The organism is Rhodanobacter sp. UC4438_H5 (assembly GCF_052978405.1).
Map to the genome: position 1 here is coordinate 173,731 of NZ_CM129672.1, position 17,044 is coordinate 190,774.

Below are 17,044 nucleotides of genomic sequence, written 5' to 3' on the forward strand. Positions count from 1 at the left end.
GCTCAGAGCAGCCGCATCAGTTCCTTCATCAGCGGCAACCGGCGCACGCGCACGGCGCTGGCGCGGAACACGGCATTGGCCAGCGCGGGCGCGACGCTGGGCATCGCCAGGAAGCTCGCGCCACTGGGGTCGCGGTCGCCGGGCACGGTGATCACTTCCACCTCGCGCGGCAGCTCGGTCATGGTGGCCAGCGGGTAATCCTTGTAGCCGTGCTGCTGGACCTGGCCATCCTTGAAGGTGATCGCCGGGTGCAGCGCGAGCGACAAGGCGTCCAGCGTGGCGCCGGCGATCTGTCCTTCCAGGCCCAGCGGATTCACCACGCGACCCACGTCGACGGCGCACGCCACACGGCGGACCACCAGCGTCTGGCCTTGCAGAGCGACCTCGATGGCATGCGCCACGTAGGCGCCGTCGACGTGCCAGCAGGCGAGGCCCAGGCCGTTGATGCTGTGCAGCCAGTTCTTCCACACGATGCGGTCGGCGACCAGTTGCAGCACGTTGCGAAGGCGGCCGACGTCGAGCACGGCGTCGCCGCCCAACGGCAGCTGGCGCGGTTCGCCGAGGATGCGCAGCCGCGTCTTCAGCGGATCTTCGCGCAGCTGGTGGGCGATCTCGTCGATGAAGCTTTCCACCGCGAACGCGTTGCTGAGATGCGGCATGCCGCGGAACGGTCCGCGCGGCATCGCGGAGGCCTGCGCGTACCAGTCGCTGCGGTAGTTCGGCACCAGGCCGGCGGGCAACTGGTCGGCGCGCAGCTCGGAGCGCCACAGTCGATCTTCCGGCACGCCGCGCAGGCTCGCCGCCGAGGCGCTGACCATGCGCTGGTTCCAGCCGATCAGCCGGCGCTTGCGGTCGACGACGGCGTTTAGCTGGTGCACGCAGCCGGAGCGGTAGAAGTCGTGGCTGAAATCCTCGTCGCGGGTCCACAGCAGGCGTATCGGCTTGCCGACCGCCTGCGCCAGGATCACCGCCTCGGCGACGAAATCGTGGTCCAGCCGGCGACCGTAACCGCCGCCCACGCGCGGCACGCGGATGTCGATCTGCGCCGGCTGCAGCCCGGTCAGGCGCTGCACCACCGCCCAGGCTTTCTGCGGCGCCTGGGTTGGCACCACCAGGCTGGCGCGATCCTTGTCCAGCCGCACCAGGCAGTTCATCGGCTCGGCGGTGGCGTGCGCCAGCCACGGCTGCACGTAGGTGGCCTGCAGGCGGCGCGCGGCTTTCTTGCCGGCGGCGTCGACGTCGCCGTCGTCGCGCACGCGCGTGGTCGGCGCATCGGTGCCGGCGAGCGTGGCCAGCGCCTGTTGCTCCAGCGCGCTGCTGCTCTCCCCGCCGCCTGCGCCGGGCTTCCATTCGAGCTTGAGCTTGGCGCGGCCCCGCAGCGCAGCCCAGGTGTCGGTGGCCAGCACGGCGACGGCCGGGGCGATCACCGTCATGCCGCGCGGCTGGCCCGGCTCGGGCTTGAGCTGGATCACCTTGACCACGCCGGGCTGCGCCAGCGCGTCGCCGGTGTCGATGCGCGCCAGCGTGCCGTCCGGCCACGGGCAGTGCACCAGCACGGCGACCAGTGCATCGCCGAGATGCTCGTCGATCGCGTAGCGCGCCTGGCCGGTGACGATGGCATGCGCGTCCACGTCGCCAGCGGGCCGGCCGATCAGCTGGTAGCTGCTGGCGGCCTTCACCGGCGGCGCCTGCGTGGGCAGCGCGACCTGGCTGGCGTCGGCGGCGAGACTGCCGTAGGTGGCCCGGCGCCCGTCGGGCGCGATCACGGTGCCCGCATCGCAGCGCAGCCGGCTGGCGGAAACGCCGAGCCGTCGCGCCGCCGCCTGCAACAGCAGCCAGCGCGCCAGCGCGCCGACCTGGCGCAGGTCGCGCCACGCGGCCGGGATGGAATTGCCGGTACCGCCCACCTGGTGGCCGTAGGTCCACTTCGGCCGGCCGTTGTCGTTGCTGACGCCCAGCCCCAACGCAACCACGCGGACCCGCTCCCAGTCGGCGTCGAGTTCGTCGGCGATGATCCGCGGCAAGGCCGTGGCCACGCCGGTGCCGGTATCCGGGTCGCGCGCACCGATCAGCACCAGGCCGTCGGCGTCGATGCGCACATAGGCGCCGAGGTCGTGGAAATCGTTGCCGAGCAGCGCTGGCGGCAACGGAGCGTCGGCGGCGTCGGCCAGGCGGATGCCGACCACCAGCGCACCGGCGGTGCCGGCCAGCACCTGCAGGAATCGACGGCGATCGAGGCGGATCGTGGAGTTGCCGCCCTCGCTGCTCACGACTGGCCCGCCTTGCCGGCCGCCGCCCGCTTGATCGCGCGGCGCACGCGGGTCTGGCAGCCGCAGCGGCACAGATTGGGCAACTGGTCGATGTCGTCGTCGCTCGGCTTGGGCTTGCGCCGCAGCAGCGCCACGCCGGCGATCAGCCAGCCCGGCGTGCAGTAGCCGCAGCCGATCGCGTCCTCGTCGATGAAGGCCTGCTGCAGCGGATGCAGGCTGTCGTCGCCGCCGGCCAGCCCCTCCACCGTGGTGATCGACTTGCCGGCCAGCGTCTGCATCGGCGCCGTGACCGCGGAAACCGCCGCGTCCGCCACCAGCACGAGGTCGGCGCCGTTCTCGCCGTGCGCGCCGCCGTACTTGGTGCCGGTCAGCCGCAACACGTCGCGCAGGTACCACAGCAGCGGCATCTGCGGGTCGCCGGTGTGCCGGTAATGCTCGCCGTTGATCTGCACATCGATGCCCTCGCGTGCCTTCTCCGGCACGATGGCGCTGGCCGGTTCGGCCGGCAGGATGTGGGATTGGAGCATCGGGACTTCTCCGCGGATCGTCTGCCTATTGTGGCATTGCCGTGTGGCCGCAGCAGCCCCGCAGCCACATGCCGTTCATCGTCGACGGCGGCGAGCGGTGCGCCGGGCCGGCGTCACGCGCCGCGGTGCTGCTTGCCCAGGCGGCGCCAGATGCCGTACACCGGGATGCCCGCGGCCATGATCAGCAGGCCCATGCCCGCGTTGCGCGGGTTGTCGAGCAGGGTGGCCACCACCACCGCGCCAACCGTCGCGATGAACAGCCACGGCAGCCACGGGTAGCCGGGCACGCGGAAGCCGGGGTTGGCCGGATCGTGCCGGCGATACCAGAACAGCGTGGCCACGCCCACCGCGCAGGCCAGCCAGTCGCCGAAGGTGGCGTAGTCCAGCAACTGGCCGTAGCCGCCCGAAAGGGCCAGCACGATGGCCCAGCCGGTCAGCAGCAGCAGCGCGGTGTTCGGCGTGCGCCAGCGCGGATGCAGCCGCGCCACCGCGCGGAAGAACAGCCCGTCCTCGCCCATCACCTGCAGCACCCGCGCACCGGCAACCAGGGTGATATTGCAGAAGCCGAGGGTGGAGATCGCCACGCCCAGCGCGATCACCTTCGCGCCGACCGGGCCGGCCACCTGCTGCATCACGTCCGCCGCCGGCGCACTGCTGGCGGCGAGCCCGGCGTGACCGAGCACGGCGAGGTAGGCCACGTTGACCAGCGCGTAGGCGCCGATCACCAGCAGCATGCCCAGGGTCAGCGCGCGCGGCAGCGTGCGCTGCGGGTCGCGCACTTCGCCGGCCAGGTTGTTGAGGTAGGTGAAGCCGGAGTACGCGAACAGCACCGGCAGCGCCGCGCCCATGAAGCCGACGCCGTGGCGCGCCGGATCGACGGCCAGCACCTGGCCGTGGCCGGCGCCGGCGAGGAACAGGCCACACACCACCAGCACCGCCACCGCCAGCAGCTTGAGCAGGGCGAACAGGTTCTGGATCTGCGCGCCGAGGCGGATGCCGAACAGGTTGATGCCGCCGACGAAGACCAGCGCGCCGACGGTCAGCGGCAGCGCCCAGGCCGGCGGCAGCCCGAACAGCGAAGCGGCGTAGCTGGCGAAGATCGTCGCCACCGCCGCGCTGGAGCCGGAGTAGATCACCAGCAGCATGGTCCAGCCGAACAGGAAGCCGGCCAGCGGCCCGAACGCCTCGCGCAGGTAGACGTAGGTGCCGCCCGCGTGCGGCCGGCGCGCGCCGAGCTCGGCGTAGCACAGCGCGCCGATCAGGGTGAGCACGCCGGCGGCCACCCACATCAGCAGCAGCGCCAGCCCCGACTCGGTGCGCTGCGCCACGATGCCGGGGTTGAGGAAGATCCCGCCGCCGATGATGCCGCCGACCACGATCAGCGCGGCGTCCCATGGGCGCAGGCTGCGCAGGTAGCTGCCGGAGGGATGGGCTGAGGGCATCGGTCGGGTCATGTGGATGGCGGCGCGACAGCATGGCGGCGCGCCGCGCGTTCGGCAAGGCGGCGGTGATCAGTCCGCGGCCGGAAACAGCAGTTCGCCGCGCACGCCGATGACGCAGGCTCCGCCGATGGTGACGGCGCCGGTGGCGTCGTCGCGCGCCACATCGACCAGGCCGTCGCGACCCACCTCGCGCCCCTGGCTGGCGCGATAGTTCAGGCCATGGCCGTCACGATCGCCGCGCGCGCCGAGCCAGGCCATGATCGCCGCATTGGCGCTGCCGGTGACCGGGTCCTCCGGGATGCCGTCGGCGGGACAGAAGGCGCGCACCGCCATGGCCGCGACATCGGAACGTTCATGCCCGAACACACTGACGCCGACCGCGTCGTGCCGGAGGCACAGCGCCGCCAGCGCCGCCATGTCCGGCAGCAGCGCGCGCACCGGTGCCGCCTCGCCCAGGTTGCACAGGATCCAGTGCGGTCCGTTGTCGACCAGGACGACGTCGTCGCGCGCAAGTTCCACCCGCAATGCAGATGCGAGCTGCGCGCGCAGGGCATCATCGATCTCGCCCAACCGGGCCGGCGGCGCCTGCACGTGGATGATCCGTGTCGGGCCGTCGCCGACCACCTGCACCGGCAGCAGGCCGGCCTCGCACTGCTGGGTCAGTCTGCGCTTGCCGGCATCGACCAGCCCTGCCTCGATCGCTGCATACGCGCTGCCCACACTGGGGTGGCCGGCGAACGGCAACTCCTGGCGCGGCGTGAAGATGCGCACGCGGTAGTCCGCCTGCGGCTCGGTAGGCGGCAGCAGGAAACTGGTTTCAGAGAGGTTGGTCCAGCGCGCGATGCGCTGCATCGCTGCGCCATCCAGCCCCTCGGCGTCCACCACGACGGCCAGCGGGTTGCCGTTTAGCAGGCGGTCGGCGAAAACGTCCAGTTGCAGGAAACGGCGTGCTGGCATGGCGGTTCCGGGGGGAGGGAGTCGCCGGAAGATCGCATTGATGGCGTTCGCCGACAAGCCGGCGAACCGGCCCGCGCATTCGGCGCGGGCCGGGGCGTTCGCTCAGAAGCCCACGCGCAGGAACGTGTCGAAATTGGCCACGTCCAGGGTGCCGATGCCGGCGCCCGGGTTGTAACGGCCATTGCCGGCGTAGAACCAGTTGTCGCCGGCACTGATGCGGTTGAACGCCGACCACTTGCCGTAGCCGAAGAGGTTCTGCAGCAGGTACATGTGCGGGTTCCACAGGCCGATGCGATGGCCCGTGCTCTGCCGCAACAGCGCGGTGATGCCGTTCAACTGCGGTGCGACGAAGCTGGTGCCGCCGGAGCTGTACAGGCCGCCCTGGAACACCAGCAGGTAGCCGGTTTCCGGATCCGCGTTGAGCGAGATGTCCGGCAGGTTGCGACCCTTGAAGTTGCCGGGCAGCTTCAGGTAGGTGTACGGGCCGGTGGCCGGATCGTTGTAGGTCAGCTCCTGGTTTTTCTCGCTGCGCTCCATGCCGCTGGTGAAGAGCTGGTACATCGGCTGGCGCCAGTAGACGCTGACGCCACCGCCGCCGCCGACCGAGAACACATAGTCACGGCTGGGCACGAACGGCAGCAGGTAATCCCAGCCCCACACGCTCTCCTGGTCGATCGACAGCACCACCTGGCCGGAGGAGTTGACGAACTTCACCGGCACCGTGGTGCCGCCGGCAGCGGTGATGTACGGATCAGACGCCGGGGCATCGACGGTGAGCGGTGCGCTGAACTCGCCCGGTCCGTCACCGGTGCCGAGGGCGCGTACCGTGTCGTAGGCGCCGGAGTCGCCGCTGGCGGCGAACATCGACTGCCCCTGCGCGGCCGCCTCCAGGAAAATCTGGTGATAGGCACGCAGGTCGCCGACGTCGGTGGTGTCGGTGTTGCGCGCGCCGTCCACGTTCAGCGCCGCGAAGTTGAAGATCTCGCCCAGACCCCAACTGGCCGAGATGCTGTCCGCCCGGTTGTCGGAGACCGCGCGGGCGAACGCGTCGACGAAGCCGGAGCCGGCGTTCGGCGCGTCGTAGACGATGATGTTGGCCTGCGGCGCCAGCCCGCCGGCCTGCTGCACGTCGAGCGTGGTCTCGTCCGCGCCGTTGGTGCCGCCGCCGCCATCGACATGCACCTGGGTGATGCGGTTCGGCTTGGTGTCCAGCCCGATCGCGGTCCAGTAATCCTCCGCGTCAGACGGGTCGAAGGTGGCCAGGGTGACGATCGCCAGGGTCGAACCCTTGCCGGTGATGCCGCGCCGGTACAGCGGGTTGATGTTGTACAGGTTGGCCACGTCGCCCACGGTGTACTGGCCAGGCACCCCGGTGGCGGTGGGGTTGCCGGTCGCTGCCGCACGCGCCTGCGCCGACAGCGTGGTCGGCGGGTTGGCCAGCCGCAGGTTGGTCACCGGCAGCTTCGACGTGTGGTGCGGCACGTAGTGCCACTCGTTGCTGAGGCCGCTGGCCAGGATCACGTTGTCGCCCAGGCCGACCGGCATCACCAGCGGACGCGCCGGGCGATGGAAGCGCTGGCCCGTCTTGCGCGACACGTAGTTGTGCACCGGCGTGCCGAACAGCTGGCTGAACTGGCCGATCGTGCCGCGCACACTGATTACCAGGTGGCTGTCCAGCAGCTCGCCCTGCAGCCCATGCTGGCTCAGGTAGCCCTGCACTTTGGCGATTTGCGCATCGGTGGCGCCGTAGCGCTCGGCGAACTGCGCCGTGGTGAGGAACTTCTGGAAGTTCGCGCTGCCGGGCGTGGCCGTCTGACGAACGTAGTTTTCAAGCTCGGCCTCGTGGCGCAATCGCAGCACGAGGCTGACGGTGACGCTCTGGTCGGTGGGTGCCAGGCCCTGGTCGGTGACGGCCTGCAAACCCGCGGCGGAGACCGAGGTGGCCACACCGGCCAGCATGGTCGCGAGGCTGATGGCGAGAACTTTCCTGCGCAATTTGAAGTGCATGAGTGCTTCTCCCTGGAGTGGACAGGGCTGGCTGGAAAGCGGATGCACTTTCGGCAGGCAACGAACGGAAGGTGGCGGCGCTTTGAAGCTCAGCCCTGCGTTTCACGTGCGAATTGCAACTTCCCCAGCGACGTCGTCAGTTCCCCCTGACGACCGGCGTTGCGCCGCTCGCGCGAGATTAGTACCAAGTGCCTGCCGAGATAAAGACGCCCGGGTGCCTTCGTCGGCAGGCCGGCCCGCACTGCACCCGGTCGGGTTTTGCCGCCGGTGGCCGGTGCGGCACAATGGCGGTTTTCCCGGTCTGCCCACAGCGAATCCATGGCCTCCATCAAGCAAGAAGACCTGATCCAGTCCGTCGCCGACGCGCTGCAGTACATCAGCTACTACCACCCGGTCGACTACATCAAGAGCCTGGCCGCCGCGTACGAGCGCGAGGAGTCGCCCGCCGCGAAGGACGCCATGGCGCAGATCCTGATCAACTCGCGCATGGCCGCCGAAGGCCACCGGCCGCTGTGCCAGGACACCGGCATCGTCACCGTGTTCCTCAAGGTGGGCATGAACGTGCGCTGGGACGACGCCACCATGTCGCTGGAGGACATGGCCAACGAGGGCGTGCGCCGCGCGTACCTGGACCCGGACAACAAGCTGCGCGCCAGCGTGCTGGCCGACCCGGCCGGCAAGCGCATCAACACGAAGGACAACACGCCGTCGGTGGTCAACATGTCGATCGTGCCCGGCGACACCGTCGAGGTGATCGTGGCGGCCAAGGGCGGCGGCTCCGAGGCGAAGTCGAAGTTCGCCATGCTCAATCCGTCCGACTCGATCGTCGACTGGGTGCTGAAGACCGTGCCCACGATGGGCGCCGGCTGGTGTCCGCCGGGCATGCTCGGCATCGGCATCGGCGGCACCGCCGAGAAGGCGATGCTGATGGCGAAGGAGGCGCTGATGGAGTCGATCGACATCCAGGAACTGATCGCGCGCGGCCCCGCCAATCGCGCCGAGGAGCTGCGCATCGAGCTGTTCGAGAAGGTCAACGCGCTGGGCATCGGCGCGCAGGGCCTGGGCGGCCTGACCACCGTGCTCGACGTCAAGGTGAAGGATTTCCCGACCCACGCGGCGAACCTGCCGGTGGCGCTGATCCCGAACTGCGCCGCCACCCGCCACGCGCACTTCGTGCTGGACGGCTCCGGCCCGGTGATGCTCGACCCGCCGTCGCTGGAAGACTGGCCGAAGCTCACCTACGACGCCTCCAAGGGCCGCCGGGTGAACCTCGACACGGTGACCCGCGACGAGGTCGCCAGCTGGAAGCCGGGCGAGACCCTGCTGCTCAACGGCAAGCTGCTCACCGGCCGCGACGCCGCGCACAAGCGCATGGTCGAGATGCTCAACCGGGGCGAGCCGCTGCCGGTGGATTTCAGCGGCCGCTTCATCTACTACGTCGGCCCGGTCGATCCGGTGCGCGAGGAAGTGGTCGGCCCGGCCGGCCCCACCACCGCCACGCGCATGGACAAGTTCACCGAACAGGTACTGGCGCAGACCGGCCTGCTCGGCATGGTCGGAAAGGCCGAGCGCGGCCCCGCCGCGATCGAGGCGATCAGGAAGCACCGGTCGGTGTACCTGATGGCGGTGGGTGGCGCCGCGTACCTGGTCTCCAAGGCGATCAAGGCCTCGCGCGTCGTCGGCTTCGCCGACCTGGGCATGGAAGCGATCTACGAATTCACCGTCGAGGACATGCCGGTCACCGTGGCCGTCGACTCGGGCGGCAGCTCGGTGCACCAGACCGGTCCGCGCGAGTGGCAGGCGAGGATCGGCAAGATCCCCGTCTTCATGCAGTAAAAGCAGTGCGCGAGCGCACGCGTTTGCCTCCTCCCCCTCCGGGGGAGGATTGAGGAGAGGGAGTTTCAGGATCACCTCAGCTCTCCATCGAAAACCCGAACACCCCGCAGGGCGGGCACTGCCCGCCGCCCCGCACAAGGCAAAGGAAGGGCCGGAGGGCACTGCCCGCATACGGCAAACAGCAGTCTAGACGTCCAAACGAGTCGTCCTCGAAAAACCATTTGCAATTCCAATGCCGCAGCGCAACACTGGTCGAATAACCATCCCCTGACAGCGAACTCCCGTGACCTCGCCAACCTCCGCGCCGCTGCCCGCCGACGCTCCCTGGATCGTGATGAAGTTCGGCGGCACCAGCGTCGCCACGCTTCCTCGCTGGCAGAACATCCGTGAGCTGGTCGCCAGCCGCCGCGCCGAAGGCGCGCGCGTGCTGGTCGTCGTTTCCGCGCTGACCGGCATCACCGACGCGCTGAAACAACTGTGCGGCGAGGGCGGGCAGGACAAGCGCAAGGCGGCGGCCGGCGCGATCGCGCAACGCCACTACGACCTGCTGGAGCATATGCAGCTGGCGTTGCCGGACACGCTCGGCGAGCGGCTGGGCGAGCTGGCGCGGCTGGCCGAGGACGGCCCCGCGGCGCGCGGCGAGCTGGCCTGGCAGGCGCAGGTGCAGGCGCACGGCGAGCTGATGTCCAGCGCGCTCGGCGCCGCCTTCCTCAGCCATAGCGGCCTGCCCACGCAGTGGCTGGACGCGCGCGACTGCCTGGCGGCGGTGGCGTTGCCGAACCAGAACGAGCGCACCCGGCTGCTGTCGGCCATGGTCGAGGCGAAGCCCGACCCGACCTTGAACGCGCGCCTGGCCGCGCTCGGCGAGGTGTTCATCACCCAGGGCTTCATCGCGCGCGAAACGCATGGCCGCACCGTGCTGCTCGGGCGGGGCGGTTCGGATACCTCGGCGGCGTACTTCGGCGCGCTGCTGAAGGCGGCGCGGGTGGAGATCTGGACCGACGTGGCCGGCATGTTCACCGCCAACCCGCGCCAGGTGCCGGGCGCGCGCCTGCTGCAGCGACTGGATTACGAGGAGGCGCAGGAAATCGCCTCCACCGGCGCCAAGGTGCTGCATCCGCGCTGCCTGTCGCCGCTGCGCGAGCCGCGTGTGCCGCTGCTGATCAAGGACACCAACCGGCCCGAACTCGACGGCACCGTGATCGGCCCGGAGGTGCGCGCGCATGCACCCAGCGTCAAGGCGATCAGCGCGCGCAAGGGCATCACCCTGGTCTCGATGGAGTCGGTCGGCATGTGGCAACAGGTCGGCTTCCTCGCCGACGTGTTCGCGCATTTCAAGCAGCACGGCCTGTCGGTGGACCTGATCGGTTCGGCCGAGACCAACGTCACCGTGTCGCTCGATCCCACCGAGAACCTGCTCGACTCCGACGCGATCGCCGCGCTGGCCAGCGACCTGGCCAAGGTGTGCCGGGTCAAGGTGATCGCGCCGTGCGCGGCGATCACCCTGGTCGGCCGCGGCATGCGCTCGCTGCTGCACACCTTGTCCGGCGTGCTGGCCGAGTTCGGCCAGCTGCGCGTGCACATGATTTCGCAGTCGTCGAACAACCTGAACCTGACGTTCGTGGTGGACGAGGAAGTGGTTGATGCGCTGCTGCCGCATCTGCACGACTTGCTGATTGGCGCCGGCGCCCTGCGCACGGACGACAGCGCGCTGTTCGGCCCCAGCTGGCAGATGCTGTATGGCGGCGGCGAAATCGTTCCCGCCGTGCCGGCATGGTGGCGCCAGGCGCAGCGTCCGCGCCTGCTGGAACTGGCCGCCGAAGCCACGCCGCGCTACGTCTACCACCTGCCCACGGTGCGCCAGCAGGCGCGCGAGCTGAAATCGCTGGCGGCGGTGGATCGGCTGCACTACGCGGTGAAGGCGAACACGCATCCGGCGATCCTGCGCGCGCTGGCGGCGGAGGGCTTCGCGTTCGAGTGCGTGTCGCCGGGTGAACTGAAAGCGGTCGCCGCGGTGGTGGCGGAATCGGTGCCGCTGCTGTTCACGCCGAACTTCGCGCCGCGCGAGGATTACGTCCATGCGCTGGGCACCCGCGCCAGCGTCACGCTGGACGCGTTGCATCCGCTGCAGCACTGGGGCGAGCTGTTCCGCGGTCGCGAGATCGTGTTGCGGGTCGACCTGGGCCGCGGCCTGGGCCACCACGAAAAAGTGCGTACCGGTGGCAGCGCCAGCAAGTTCGGCCTGCCGCTGGATCAGTTGCCGACATTCCTGCAGCTGGCCGATGCGCATGGCGTGGCCGTGCGCGGCCTGCACGCGCATCTTGGCTCGGGCGTGCTCGACGCCGCGCATTGGGGCGAGGTGTATGCGCAGTTGGCCAGCCTGGCCGAGCGCATCGCCAGCGTGGTGTTCCTCAACATCGGCGGTGGCCTCGGCGTGCCGGCGCACCCGGGCGAGGCGCCGCTGGACATCGCCGCGCTCGACCGTGCGCTGCGCGAGGTCAAGGCGGCCTATCCGCAATACCAGCTGTGGATGGAGCCGGGCCGTTACCTGGTCGCCGACGCCGGCGTGCTGCTGACGCGGGTGACCCAGCTGAAGGACAAGGGCGGCTTCCGCTACCTCGGCGTGGACACCGGCATGAACAGCCTGATCCGCCCCGCGCTGTACGACGCCTGGCACAAGATCGTCAACCTCACCCGGCTTGGCGAACCGGCCACCGCGCTTTACCAGGTGGTCGGCCCGATCTGCGAGTCGGGCGACGTGCTGGGCACCGACCGCCGACTGCAGGAGGCGGCCGAGGGCGACGTGATCCTGATCGCGCAGGCCGGTGCCTACGGCAAGGTGATGTCCTCGCATTACAACCTGCGCGACGAGGCCGACGAGGTGGTGATCGACGACTGATCCGGAGCGCGCCTGTCCCGCTCTTTGGCCGGCGAAAGCCATCGAACGGGCACCGCCTGAAGCTAGAATCAGCCTGTTCGCTCCCGACGATGCGGGCGATGGAGAAAGATGTGAGCAACACGATGCAACCGCGCCTCACCCGGGTCTTCCGCTTCGTGCGTGCGAGCTACGCCGATGGCGTGGCCGAGCTGGCGTATGCGTTCGACGACGGCGAGGAGTTGGTCGAGACGATCCGCTTTCCGCAGGCGCCGGCGGTTCCCGCCGAGCGGCGCGCGGCGTTCGATGCGGCGCTGAAACTGCTGCACCTGGTCGCCGGCGTCAGCTACTACAAGGCCGGCGTGCCGCCGAAGATCGAGCTGGCCGATGGTCCGCTCGACGATGCCACCGCCGAACTGCTGGAACAGCTGTACCTGCACGGGCTGGCCGAGTTCGCCTATCGCAACGGGCTGGACCTGCGCGGGCGGATCAACTTCCCGCGTGGCGGCAGCACGCCCACGGTCGGCGCGCTGGAGTTGCCCAAACGCACCCTGGTGCCGATCGGCGGCGGCAAGGATTCGCTGGTGGCGGTGGAGGCGATCAAGTCCATCGGCGGCGAGGCGACTGCGGTATGGGTCGGCAGCTCCGCGCTGATCGCCGGCTGCGCCGAGCGGACCGGCCTGCCCACCTTGAACATCCAGCGCGAACTGGCGCCGGGCCTGTTCGAGCTGAACCGGCTCGGCGCGTGGAACGGGCACATTCCGGTGACCGCGGTGAATTCGGCGATCCTCGCCGTCGCCGCGGTCCTGTACGGCTACGATTCGATCGCGTTCGCCAACGAGCGTTCCGCCTCGGCTGCCACCTTGGAATACGACGGCCAGCAGGTGAACCACCAGTGGAGCAAGAGCCTCGCGTTCGAGACGCTGCTGGGCGACTGGCTGCACACGCACGTGGCCAGCGACCTCGACTACTGCTCGCTGCTGCGGCCGTACTCTGAGCTGGCGATCACCCATGCGTTCGCGAAGCTGACGCCGTACTTCGACGTGTTCTCCAGCTGCAACCGCAACTTCAAGCTGCTCGGCCCGAAGCCGGTGGACCGCTGGTGCGGGCAGTGCCCGAAATGCCACTTCGTGTTCCTCGCGCTGGCGCCGTTCCTGCCCAAGCCGCGGCTGCTGGCGATCTTCGGCCGCAACCTGCTGGATGACGAAAACCAGGCCGCCGGCTTCGACGCGCTGCTGGAATACCAGGACCACAAGCCGTTCGAGTGCGTGGGCGAGGGCGCCGAGGCGCGCGCGGCGATGCATGCGCTGAGCCAGCGGCCGGAGTGGCAGGAAGATGCGCTGGTCGAACGCTTCCGCAGCGAAATCCTGCCGCAGCTCGACGCAACGCAGCTGGCGCTGGAGCCGTGGCTGCAGCCGTCGCCCGAACACCGCGTGCCGGCACGCCTGCAGGCGGCGCTGGCGGCGATCGGTTGATGCGCTTCGACGAGCTTCGCGATCGCCGCGTGGCGATCTGGGGTTTCGGCCGGGAGGGCCATGCGGTGATCAAGGCCTTGCGCACGCGCCTGCCGGAACAGGCGCTGACCTTGTTCTGCAGCGCCGCCGAAGTCGAGGCCGCGCGTGCGTTCGACGCGGCGCTGGACATCGTCGTCGGCGAGCCGGATGCGGTGGCGCTGGCCCGCTTCGACGTGGTGGTGAAGTCGCCCGGCATCTCCGCCTACAAGCCGGCGTTGCTGGCCGCGCAGGCGCAGGGCACGCGGTTCACTTCCGGTACCGCGCTTTGGTTTGGCGAGCATCCGGATGCGCGCGTGATCGCGGTCACCGGCACCAAGGGCAAGAGCACCACCAGCGCGCTGCTCGCGCACCTGGCGCGCGCACTCGGCGTGCGCACCGCACTGGCCGGCAACATCGGCCTGCCGTTGCCGGAGCTGCTCGACCAGCACGCGGACCTGTGGGTGATCGAACTGTCCAGCTTCCAGACCGGTGAAGCCGGTCCGCTGGAACTGGGCGTGGTCACCAGCCTGTACGAGGAACACCTGGACTGGCACGGCTCGCGCGAGCGCTACGTGGCCGACAAGCTGAAGCTGGCCGACGTGTCGCGCACGCTGCTGGTCAACGGCCTGCAGCCGAATCTGCTGCAGTACACCGCCGCGCATCCGCATCGCCTGGTGTTCGGCACGCCGGAAGGCTGGCACGTGCGCGATGGCATGGTCTGCCGCGGTGCGCAGCCGGTATTCGACAGCGTCGCGCTGGCGGCGCCCGGCCTGCACAACGCGCTCAACGCCTGCGCCGCGCTGGCCGCGCTGGAAACGATCGGCATGGACGCGCTCGCCGCCGCGCCGGCACTGGCCACCTTCCGCCCGCTGCCGCACCGCCTGCAGCCGCTGGGCGAACACGACGGCTGGCACTGGGTCAACGACTCGATCAGCACCACGCCGCTGGCCACGCTGGCCGCGCTGGAAAGCCTGCACGGCCGCACGGTGACCGTGCTGGTCGGCGGCCACGATCGCGGGCTGGACTGGACGCCGTTCGTCGAGGCGATGCGCAGCGCGCCCGCGCACGCGATCGTCTGCATGGGCGCCAACGGCGCGCGCATCGAGGCGGCGCTGCGCGAGGCGGAAGTACGTTGTCCGATCCTGCCTGTCGACGACCTCGCCGGCGCCGTCGCCGAGGCGAAGACGCACACCCCGCGTGGTGGCGTGATCCTGCTCTCTCCGGGCGCGCCGAGCTTCGACCAGTTCAAGGACTACGCCGAACGCGGCCGTCGCTTCGCCGCGCTCGCCGGGTTCGATGTGGCCATCACCGGCATCGAAGGCCTGGGCATCGACTGAGCCGGTCCACCAACCGCGTGGCATGTCGCGAAAGGCATCGGTCGACTTGTCGCGTCTGCAGGCGTCTGCCATTCGACCCGCTGCGCATGTTTCATGGATGACCTGCGCGGGGGAAACCGATGCAGAGGGGCGGGAGCCGGGAATTCACGATGGCCGTCCGTGGCACGGCGGATGTGTACAAGGGCTGGCCTTTCGGCCTGACTGGCCCGCGCCGATCGGCGAGCGGCGATTCGCCGAGTCGGTGTCGGGGCGTTCTGAAATACTGCCGAGGGCAGGTGACACCTGGGCGCAGTCATCCCCGCGAGTTGTTCGACAACGAGGCTGGACAAGCTGGGACAGTGTTTCGGTTCGACCTGAGAATGACCGAGGACATCGGATTCCCACTTTCGCGGGAATGACGGAAAAGCGGGGCTTCAGCGCGCGTAGCGCGTACGCGGCTCGTTCACGCGCTTCTTGCCGTCGAGCTTGATGTGCTGGCGCAGCCAGGCGGCGAACTCGGCTTCGGCCAGGCTGCCTTCGGCGAGGGCGATCATGGCGACGTACTTGTCTTCGTCACTGGCGACGAGATCGGCGTCGTTGAGTGCAAGGAAGACCCGGTAGCAGACATGCGCCGTGCGTTTGTTACCGTCGACGAAGGGATGGTTGTGTGCCAGCCCGTAGGCGAGGCTGGCGGCGAGGTCGGCAAGGTCCGGTGGCGGACCGACGTAGGCATGCAATTGTCGGGGGCGTGCAAGTGCTGAATCCAGCAGATGGTCGTCGCGCACGCCGGTGCCGCCGCCATGTTCGGCCAACTGGCGTTCGTGGATGGCGATGGCGAGCGGCCTTTCGATCCAGACGATCATGGCTGCCACCTATTGCGCCAGCTTGTGCAGGACGTTGCGGTCCTTGCGCATGACCTCCTCCGCCACCTCCATCTGCCTGGCCAAGGCGGGGTCGTAGGTAGTGAGGCGGATGCCGTCGGGGGTTTCCAGCGCAAACAGCTCGTCGCCTTTCTCCAGCCGCAGGCGGGCCAGCAGTTCGCGCGGCAGGATGACGCCGGCGGAGTTGCCGATGGTGGTGATCTTCAGTTTCATGGCGGCCTCCGGAATGGTTATAACGTATGTTATACGCTCGATTTCCCGGCTGCAACGCGTGGCACGTTGCGGCGCAGCCGCATTGCCGCCAGCGCGCGAGAATACGGACTTGGCATGACAGGCATCGTTGCCGACCTTGCCGTGACGTCCGCCATGCCATGCTCGGGTATTTCCCGCTCATTCCGTTCCTGATCTAAGGAGTCATCCCATGCAATACCGTCGCCTCGGCCGATCCGGCCTGCAGTTGTCCGCGTTGTCGTTCGGCGCCTGGGTCACCTTCGGCAGGCAGGTCGGGCGCAGCGAGGCGCGCGACATGCTGGCGCTGGCGCACGATCGCGGGGTGAACTACTTCGACAACGCCGAGACCTACAACAACGGCGTGGCCGAGCAGGTGATGGGCGACGTGCTGGCCGATCTGCGCTTTCCACGCGACAGCTACTGCGTATCCAGCAAGGTGTTCTTCGGGGCCGTGGACGAGCCGCTGCCGACCCAGCGCGGCTTGTCGCGCAAACACGTGATCGAGGCCTGCCACCAGGCCATGCAGCGCCTGCGCGTGGACTATCTGGACCTGTATTTCTGCCATCGTCCCGATCCGGACACGCCGGTCGACGAAACCGTGGCGGCGATGGATACGCTGATTCGCCAGGGCAAGGTGCTGTACTGGGGCACCAGCGAATGGCCGGCCGAGGCGATCGAAGAGGCCCATCGGGTGGCGCGCGAGAATCATTTCTACGCGCCGGTGATGGAGCAGCCCCAGTACAACCTGCTGCACCGCGAGCGGGTGGAGCGCGAATATGCGCCGCTGTACGAGAAGTACGGCATGGGCACCACGATCTGGTCGCCGCTGGCTTCGGGCCTGCTGAGCGGCAAGTACGACCGGGGCATCCCCGCCGACTCGCGGCTCGCGCAGCCGGGCTACGAATGGTTGCGCAAGAGCGTGCTGGGCGAGGGCGACGAGCGCCTGGTGCAGGTGCGCGCGCTGCATCCGATAGCCGACGAGTTGGGCACCAGCCTGGCGCAACTGGCGATCGCCTGGTGCCTGCTGAACCCGCACGTATCCACCGTGATGCTGGGTGCGAGCAAGCGCGAGCAGCTGGCGCAGAACCTGGACGCGCTGGAGCTGCTGCCGCGACTGGATGCGGCGCTCGCCGGGCGCATGCGGCAGGCGGTGGGCGGCTGACCCGTCGCGCGTGGAGTCCGCGAGGGTGGTTGACTCTCAAATGAGAA

At 69.3% G+C, this 17,044-nt stretch carries 13 protein-coding genes; 5 read left to right on the forward strand and 8 right to left on the reverse strand.

Annotation, left to right across the window (positions count from 1 at the left end; translation table 11 throughout):
* Positions 1 to 2: 2 nt before the first annotated feature.
* The 6 genes from ACVCL9_RS00790 to ACVCL9_RS00815 form a co-directional block, all read right to left on the reverse strand.
* A complete protein-coding gene (locus tag ACVCL9_RS00790) occupies positions 3 to 2,270 on the reverse strand; it encodes a molybdopterin cofactor-binding domain-containing protein (RefSeq protein ID WP_447097049.1) in 2,268 nt (755 codons plus the stop codon).
* A complete protein-coding gene (locus ACVCL9_RS00795; protein WP_447097048.1) occupies positions 2,267 to 2,797 on the reverse strand; it encodes a (2Fe-2S)-binding protein in 531 nt (176 codons plus the stop codon). The genes ACVCL9_RS00790 and ACVCL9_RS00795 overlap by 4 nt, the downstream gene beginning before the upstream one ends.
* A gap of 113 nt (positions 2,798 to 2,910) precedes the next feature.
* Positions 2,911 to 4,239: an APC family permease gene (locus ACVCL9_RS00800; RefSeq protein ID WP_447097047.1), complete on the reverse strand. Its 1,329-nt coding sequence runs from the start codon at positions 4,237 to 4,239 to the stop codon at positions 2,911 to 2,913.
* A 69-nt stretch (positions 4,240 to 4,308) separates the two neighbouring features.
* On the reverse strand, positions 4,309 to 5,196 hold the full coding sequence (locus tag ACVCL9_RS00805; RefSeq protein WP_447097046.1) for a PhzF family phenazine biosynthesis protein: 888 nt from the start codon (positions 5,194 to 5,196) through the stop codon (positions 4,309 to 4,311).
* A 102-nt stretch (positions 5,197 to 5,298) separates the two neighbouring features.
* The gene (locus ACVCL9_RS00810; protein ID WP_447097045.1) at positions 5,299 to 7,203 is read right to left on the reverse strand and encodes a S53 family peptidase; all 1,905 of its coding nucleotides are present in this window, start codon (positions 7,201 to 7,203) and stop codon (positions 5,299 to 5,301) included.
* A gap of 89 nt (positions 7,204 to 7,292) precedes the next feature.
* Complete coding sequence (locus ACVCL9_RS00815) at positions 7,293 to 7,523, reverse strand: hypothetical protein (RefSeq protein ID WP_447097044.1); 231 nt, start codon at positions 7,521 to 7,523, stop codon at positions 7,293 to 7,295.
* Between ACVCL9_RS00815 and ACVCL9_RS00820 the strand changes: the two genes are divergently transcribed.
* The 4 genes from ACVCL9_RS00820 (at position 7,522) to murD (ending at position 14,744) form a co-directional block, all read left to right on the forward strand.
* Positions 7,522 to 9,039 carry a fumarate hydratase gene (locus tag ACVCL9_RS00820; protein WP_447097043.1) on the forward strand — a complete coding sequence of 506 codons (1,518 nt, stop codon included), beginning with the start codon at positions 7,522 to 7,524 and terminating at the stop codon, positions 9,037 to 9,039. The two genes, ACVCL9_RS00815 and ACVCL9_RS00820, sit on opposite strands and share 2 nt — an antisense overlap.
* 283 nt (positions 9,040 to 9,322) lie before the next feature.
* Positions 9,323 to 11,938, forward strand: a complete 2,616-nt coding sequence (locus ACVCL9_RS00825; protein ID WP_447097042.1) for a bifunctional aspartate kinase/diaminopimelate decarboxylase — start codon at positions 9,323 to 9,325, stop codon at positions 11,936 to 11,938.
* 122 nt (positions 11,939 to 12,060) lie between these two features.
* The gene (gene murL, locus ACVCL9_RS00830; RefSeq protein WP_447099482.1) at positions 12,061 to 13,389 is read left to right on the forward strand and encodes a UDP-N-acetyl-alpha-D-muramoyl-L-alanyl-L-glutamate epimerase; all 1,329 of its coding nucleotides are present in this window, start codon (positions 12,061 to 12,063) and stop codon (positions 13,387 to 13,389) included.
* Positions 13,389 to 14,744, forward strand: coding sequence for a UDP-N-acetylmuramoyl-L-alanine--D-glutamate ligase (gene murD / locus ACVCL9_RS00835; protein WP_447097041.1), 1,356 nt, complete (start codon positions 13,389 to 13,391; stop codon positions 14,742 to 14,744). The genes murL and murD overlap by 1 nt, the downstream gene beginning before the upstream one ends.
* A gap of 413 nt (positions 14,745 to 15,157) precedes the next feature.
* On the opposite strand, the gene ACVCL9_RS00840 is transcribed toward murD, so the two are convergent.
* Both ACVCL9_RS00840 and ACVCL9_RS00845 read right to left on the reverse strand, forming a co-directional pair.
* Positions 15,158 to 15,586, reverse strand: a complete 429-nt coding sequence (locus ACVCL9_RS00840) for a type II toxin-antitoxin system death-on-curing family toxin (protein WP_447097040.1) — start codon at positions 15,584 to 15,586, stop codon at positions 15,158 to 15,160.
* A gap of 9 nt (positions 15,587 to 15,595) precedes the next feature.
* Positions 15,596 to 15,817 (reverse strand): AbrB/MazE/SpoVT family DNA-binding domain-containing protein, encoded by a 222-nt coding sequence (locus ACVCL9_RS00845; RefSeq protein ID WP_447097039.1) that lies wholly within the window; start codon positions 15,815 to 15,817, stop codon positions 15,596 to 15,598.
* A 208-nt stretch (positions 15,818 to 16,025) separates the two neighbouring features.
* Between ACVCL9_RS00845 and ACVCL9_RS00850 the strand changes: the two genes are divergently transcribed.
* On the forward strand, positions 16,026 to 16,997 hold the full coding sequence (locus ACVCL9_RS00850) for a potassium channel beta subunit family protein (RefSeq protein ID WP_447097038.1): 972 nt from the start codon (positions 16,026 to 16,028) through the stop codon (positions 16,995 to 16,997).
* The last annotated feature ends 47 nt before the right edge of the window (positions 16,998 to 17,044 follow it).

Coding starts and splice junctions, on each gene's coding strand:
- ACVCL9_RS00810 (WP_447097045.1), bottom strand. CDS start 7,203: ATGCACTTCAAATTGCGCAGGAAAGTTCTCGCCATCAGCCTCGCGACC.
- ACVCL9_RS00840 (WP_447097040.1), bottom strand. CDS start 15,586: ATGATCGTCTGGATCGAAAGGCCGCTCGCCATCGCCATCCACGAACGC.
- ACVCL9_RS00795 (WP_447097048.1), bottom strand. CDS start 2,797: ATGCTCCAATCCCACATCCTGCCGGCCGAACCGGCCAGCGCCATCGTG.
- ACVCL9_RS00805 (WP_447097046.1), bottom strand. CDS start 5,196: ATGCCAGCACGCCGTTTCCTGCAACTGGACGTTTTCGCCGACCGCCTG.
- murL (WP_447099482.1), top strand. CDS start 12,061: ATGCAACCGCGCCTCACCCGGGTCTTCCGCTTCGTGCGTGCGAGCTAC.
- ACVCL9_RS00820 (WP_447097043.1), top strand. CDS start 7,522: ATGGCCTCCATCAAGCAAGAAGACCTGATCCAGTCCGTCGCCGACGCG.
- ACVCL9_RS00850 (WP_447097038.1), top strand. CDS start 16,026: ATGCAATACCGTCGCCTCGGCCGATCCGGCCTGCAGTTGTCCGCGTTG.
- ACVCL9_RS00815 (WP_447097044.1), bottom strand. CDS start 7,523: ATGGATTCGCTGTGGGCAGACCGGGAAAACCGCCATTGTGCCGCACCG.
- murD (WP_447097041.1), top strand. CDS start 13,389: ATGCGCTTCGACGAGCTTCGCGATCGCCGCGTGGCGATCTGGGGTTTC.
- ACVCL9_RS00845 (WP_447097039.1), bottom strand. CDS start 15,817: ATGAAACTGAAGATCACCACCATCGGCAACTCCGCCGGCGTCATCCTG.
- ACVCL9_RS00800 (WP_447097047.1), bottom strand. CDS start 4,239: ATGCCCTCAGCCCATCCCTCCGGCAGCTACCTGCGCAGCCTGCGCCCA.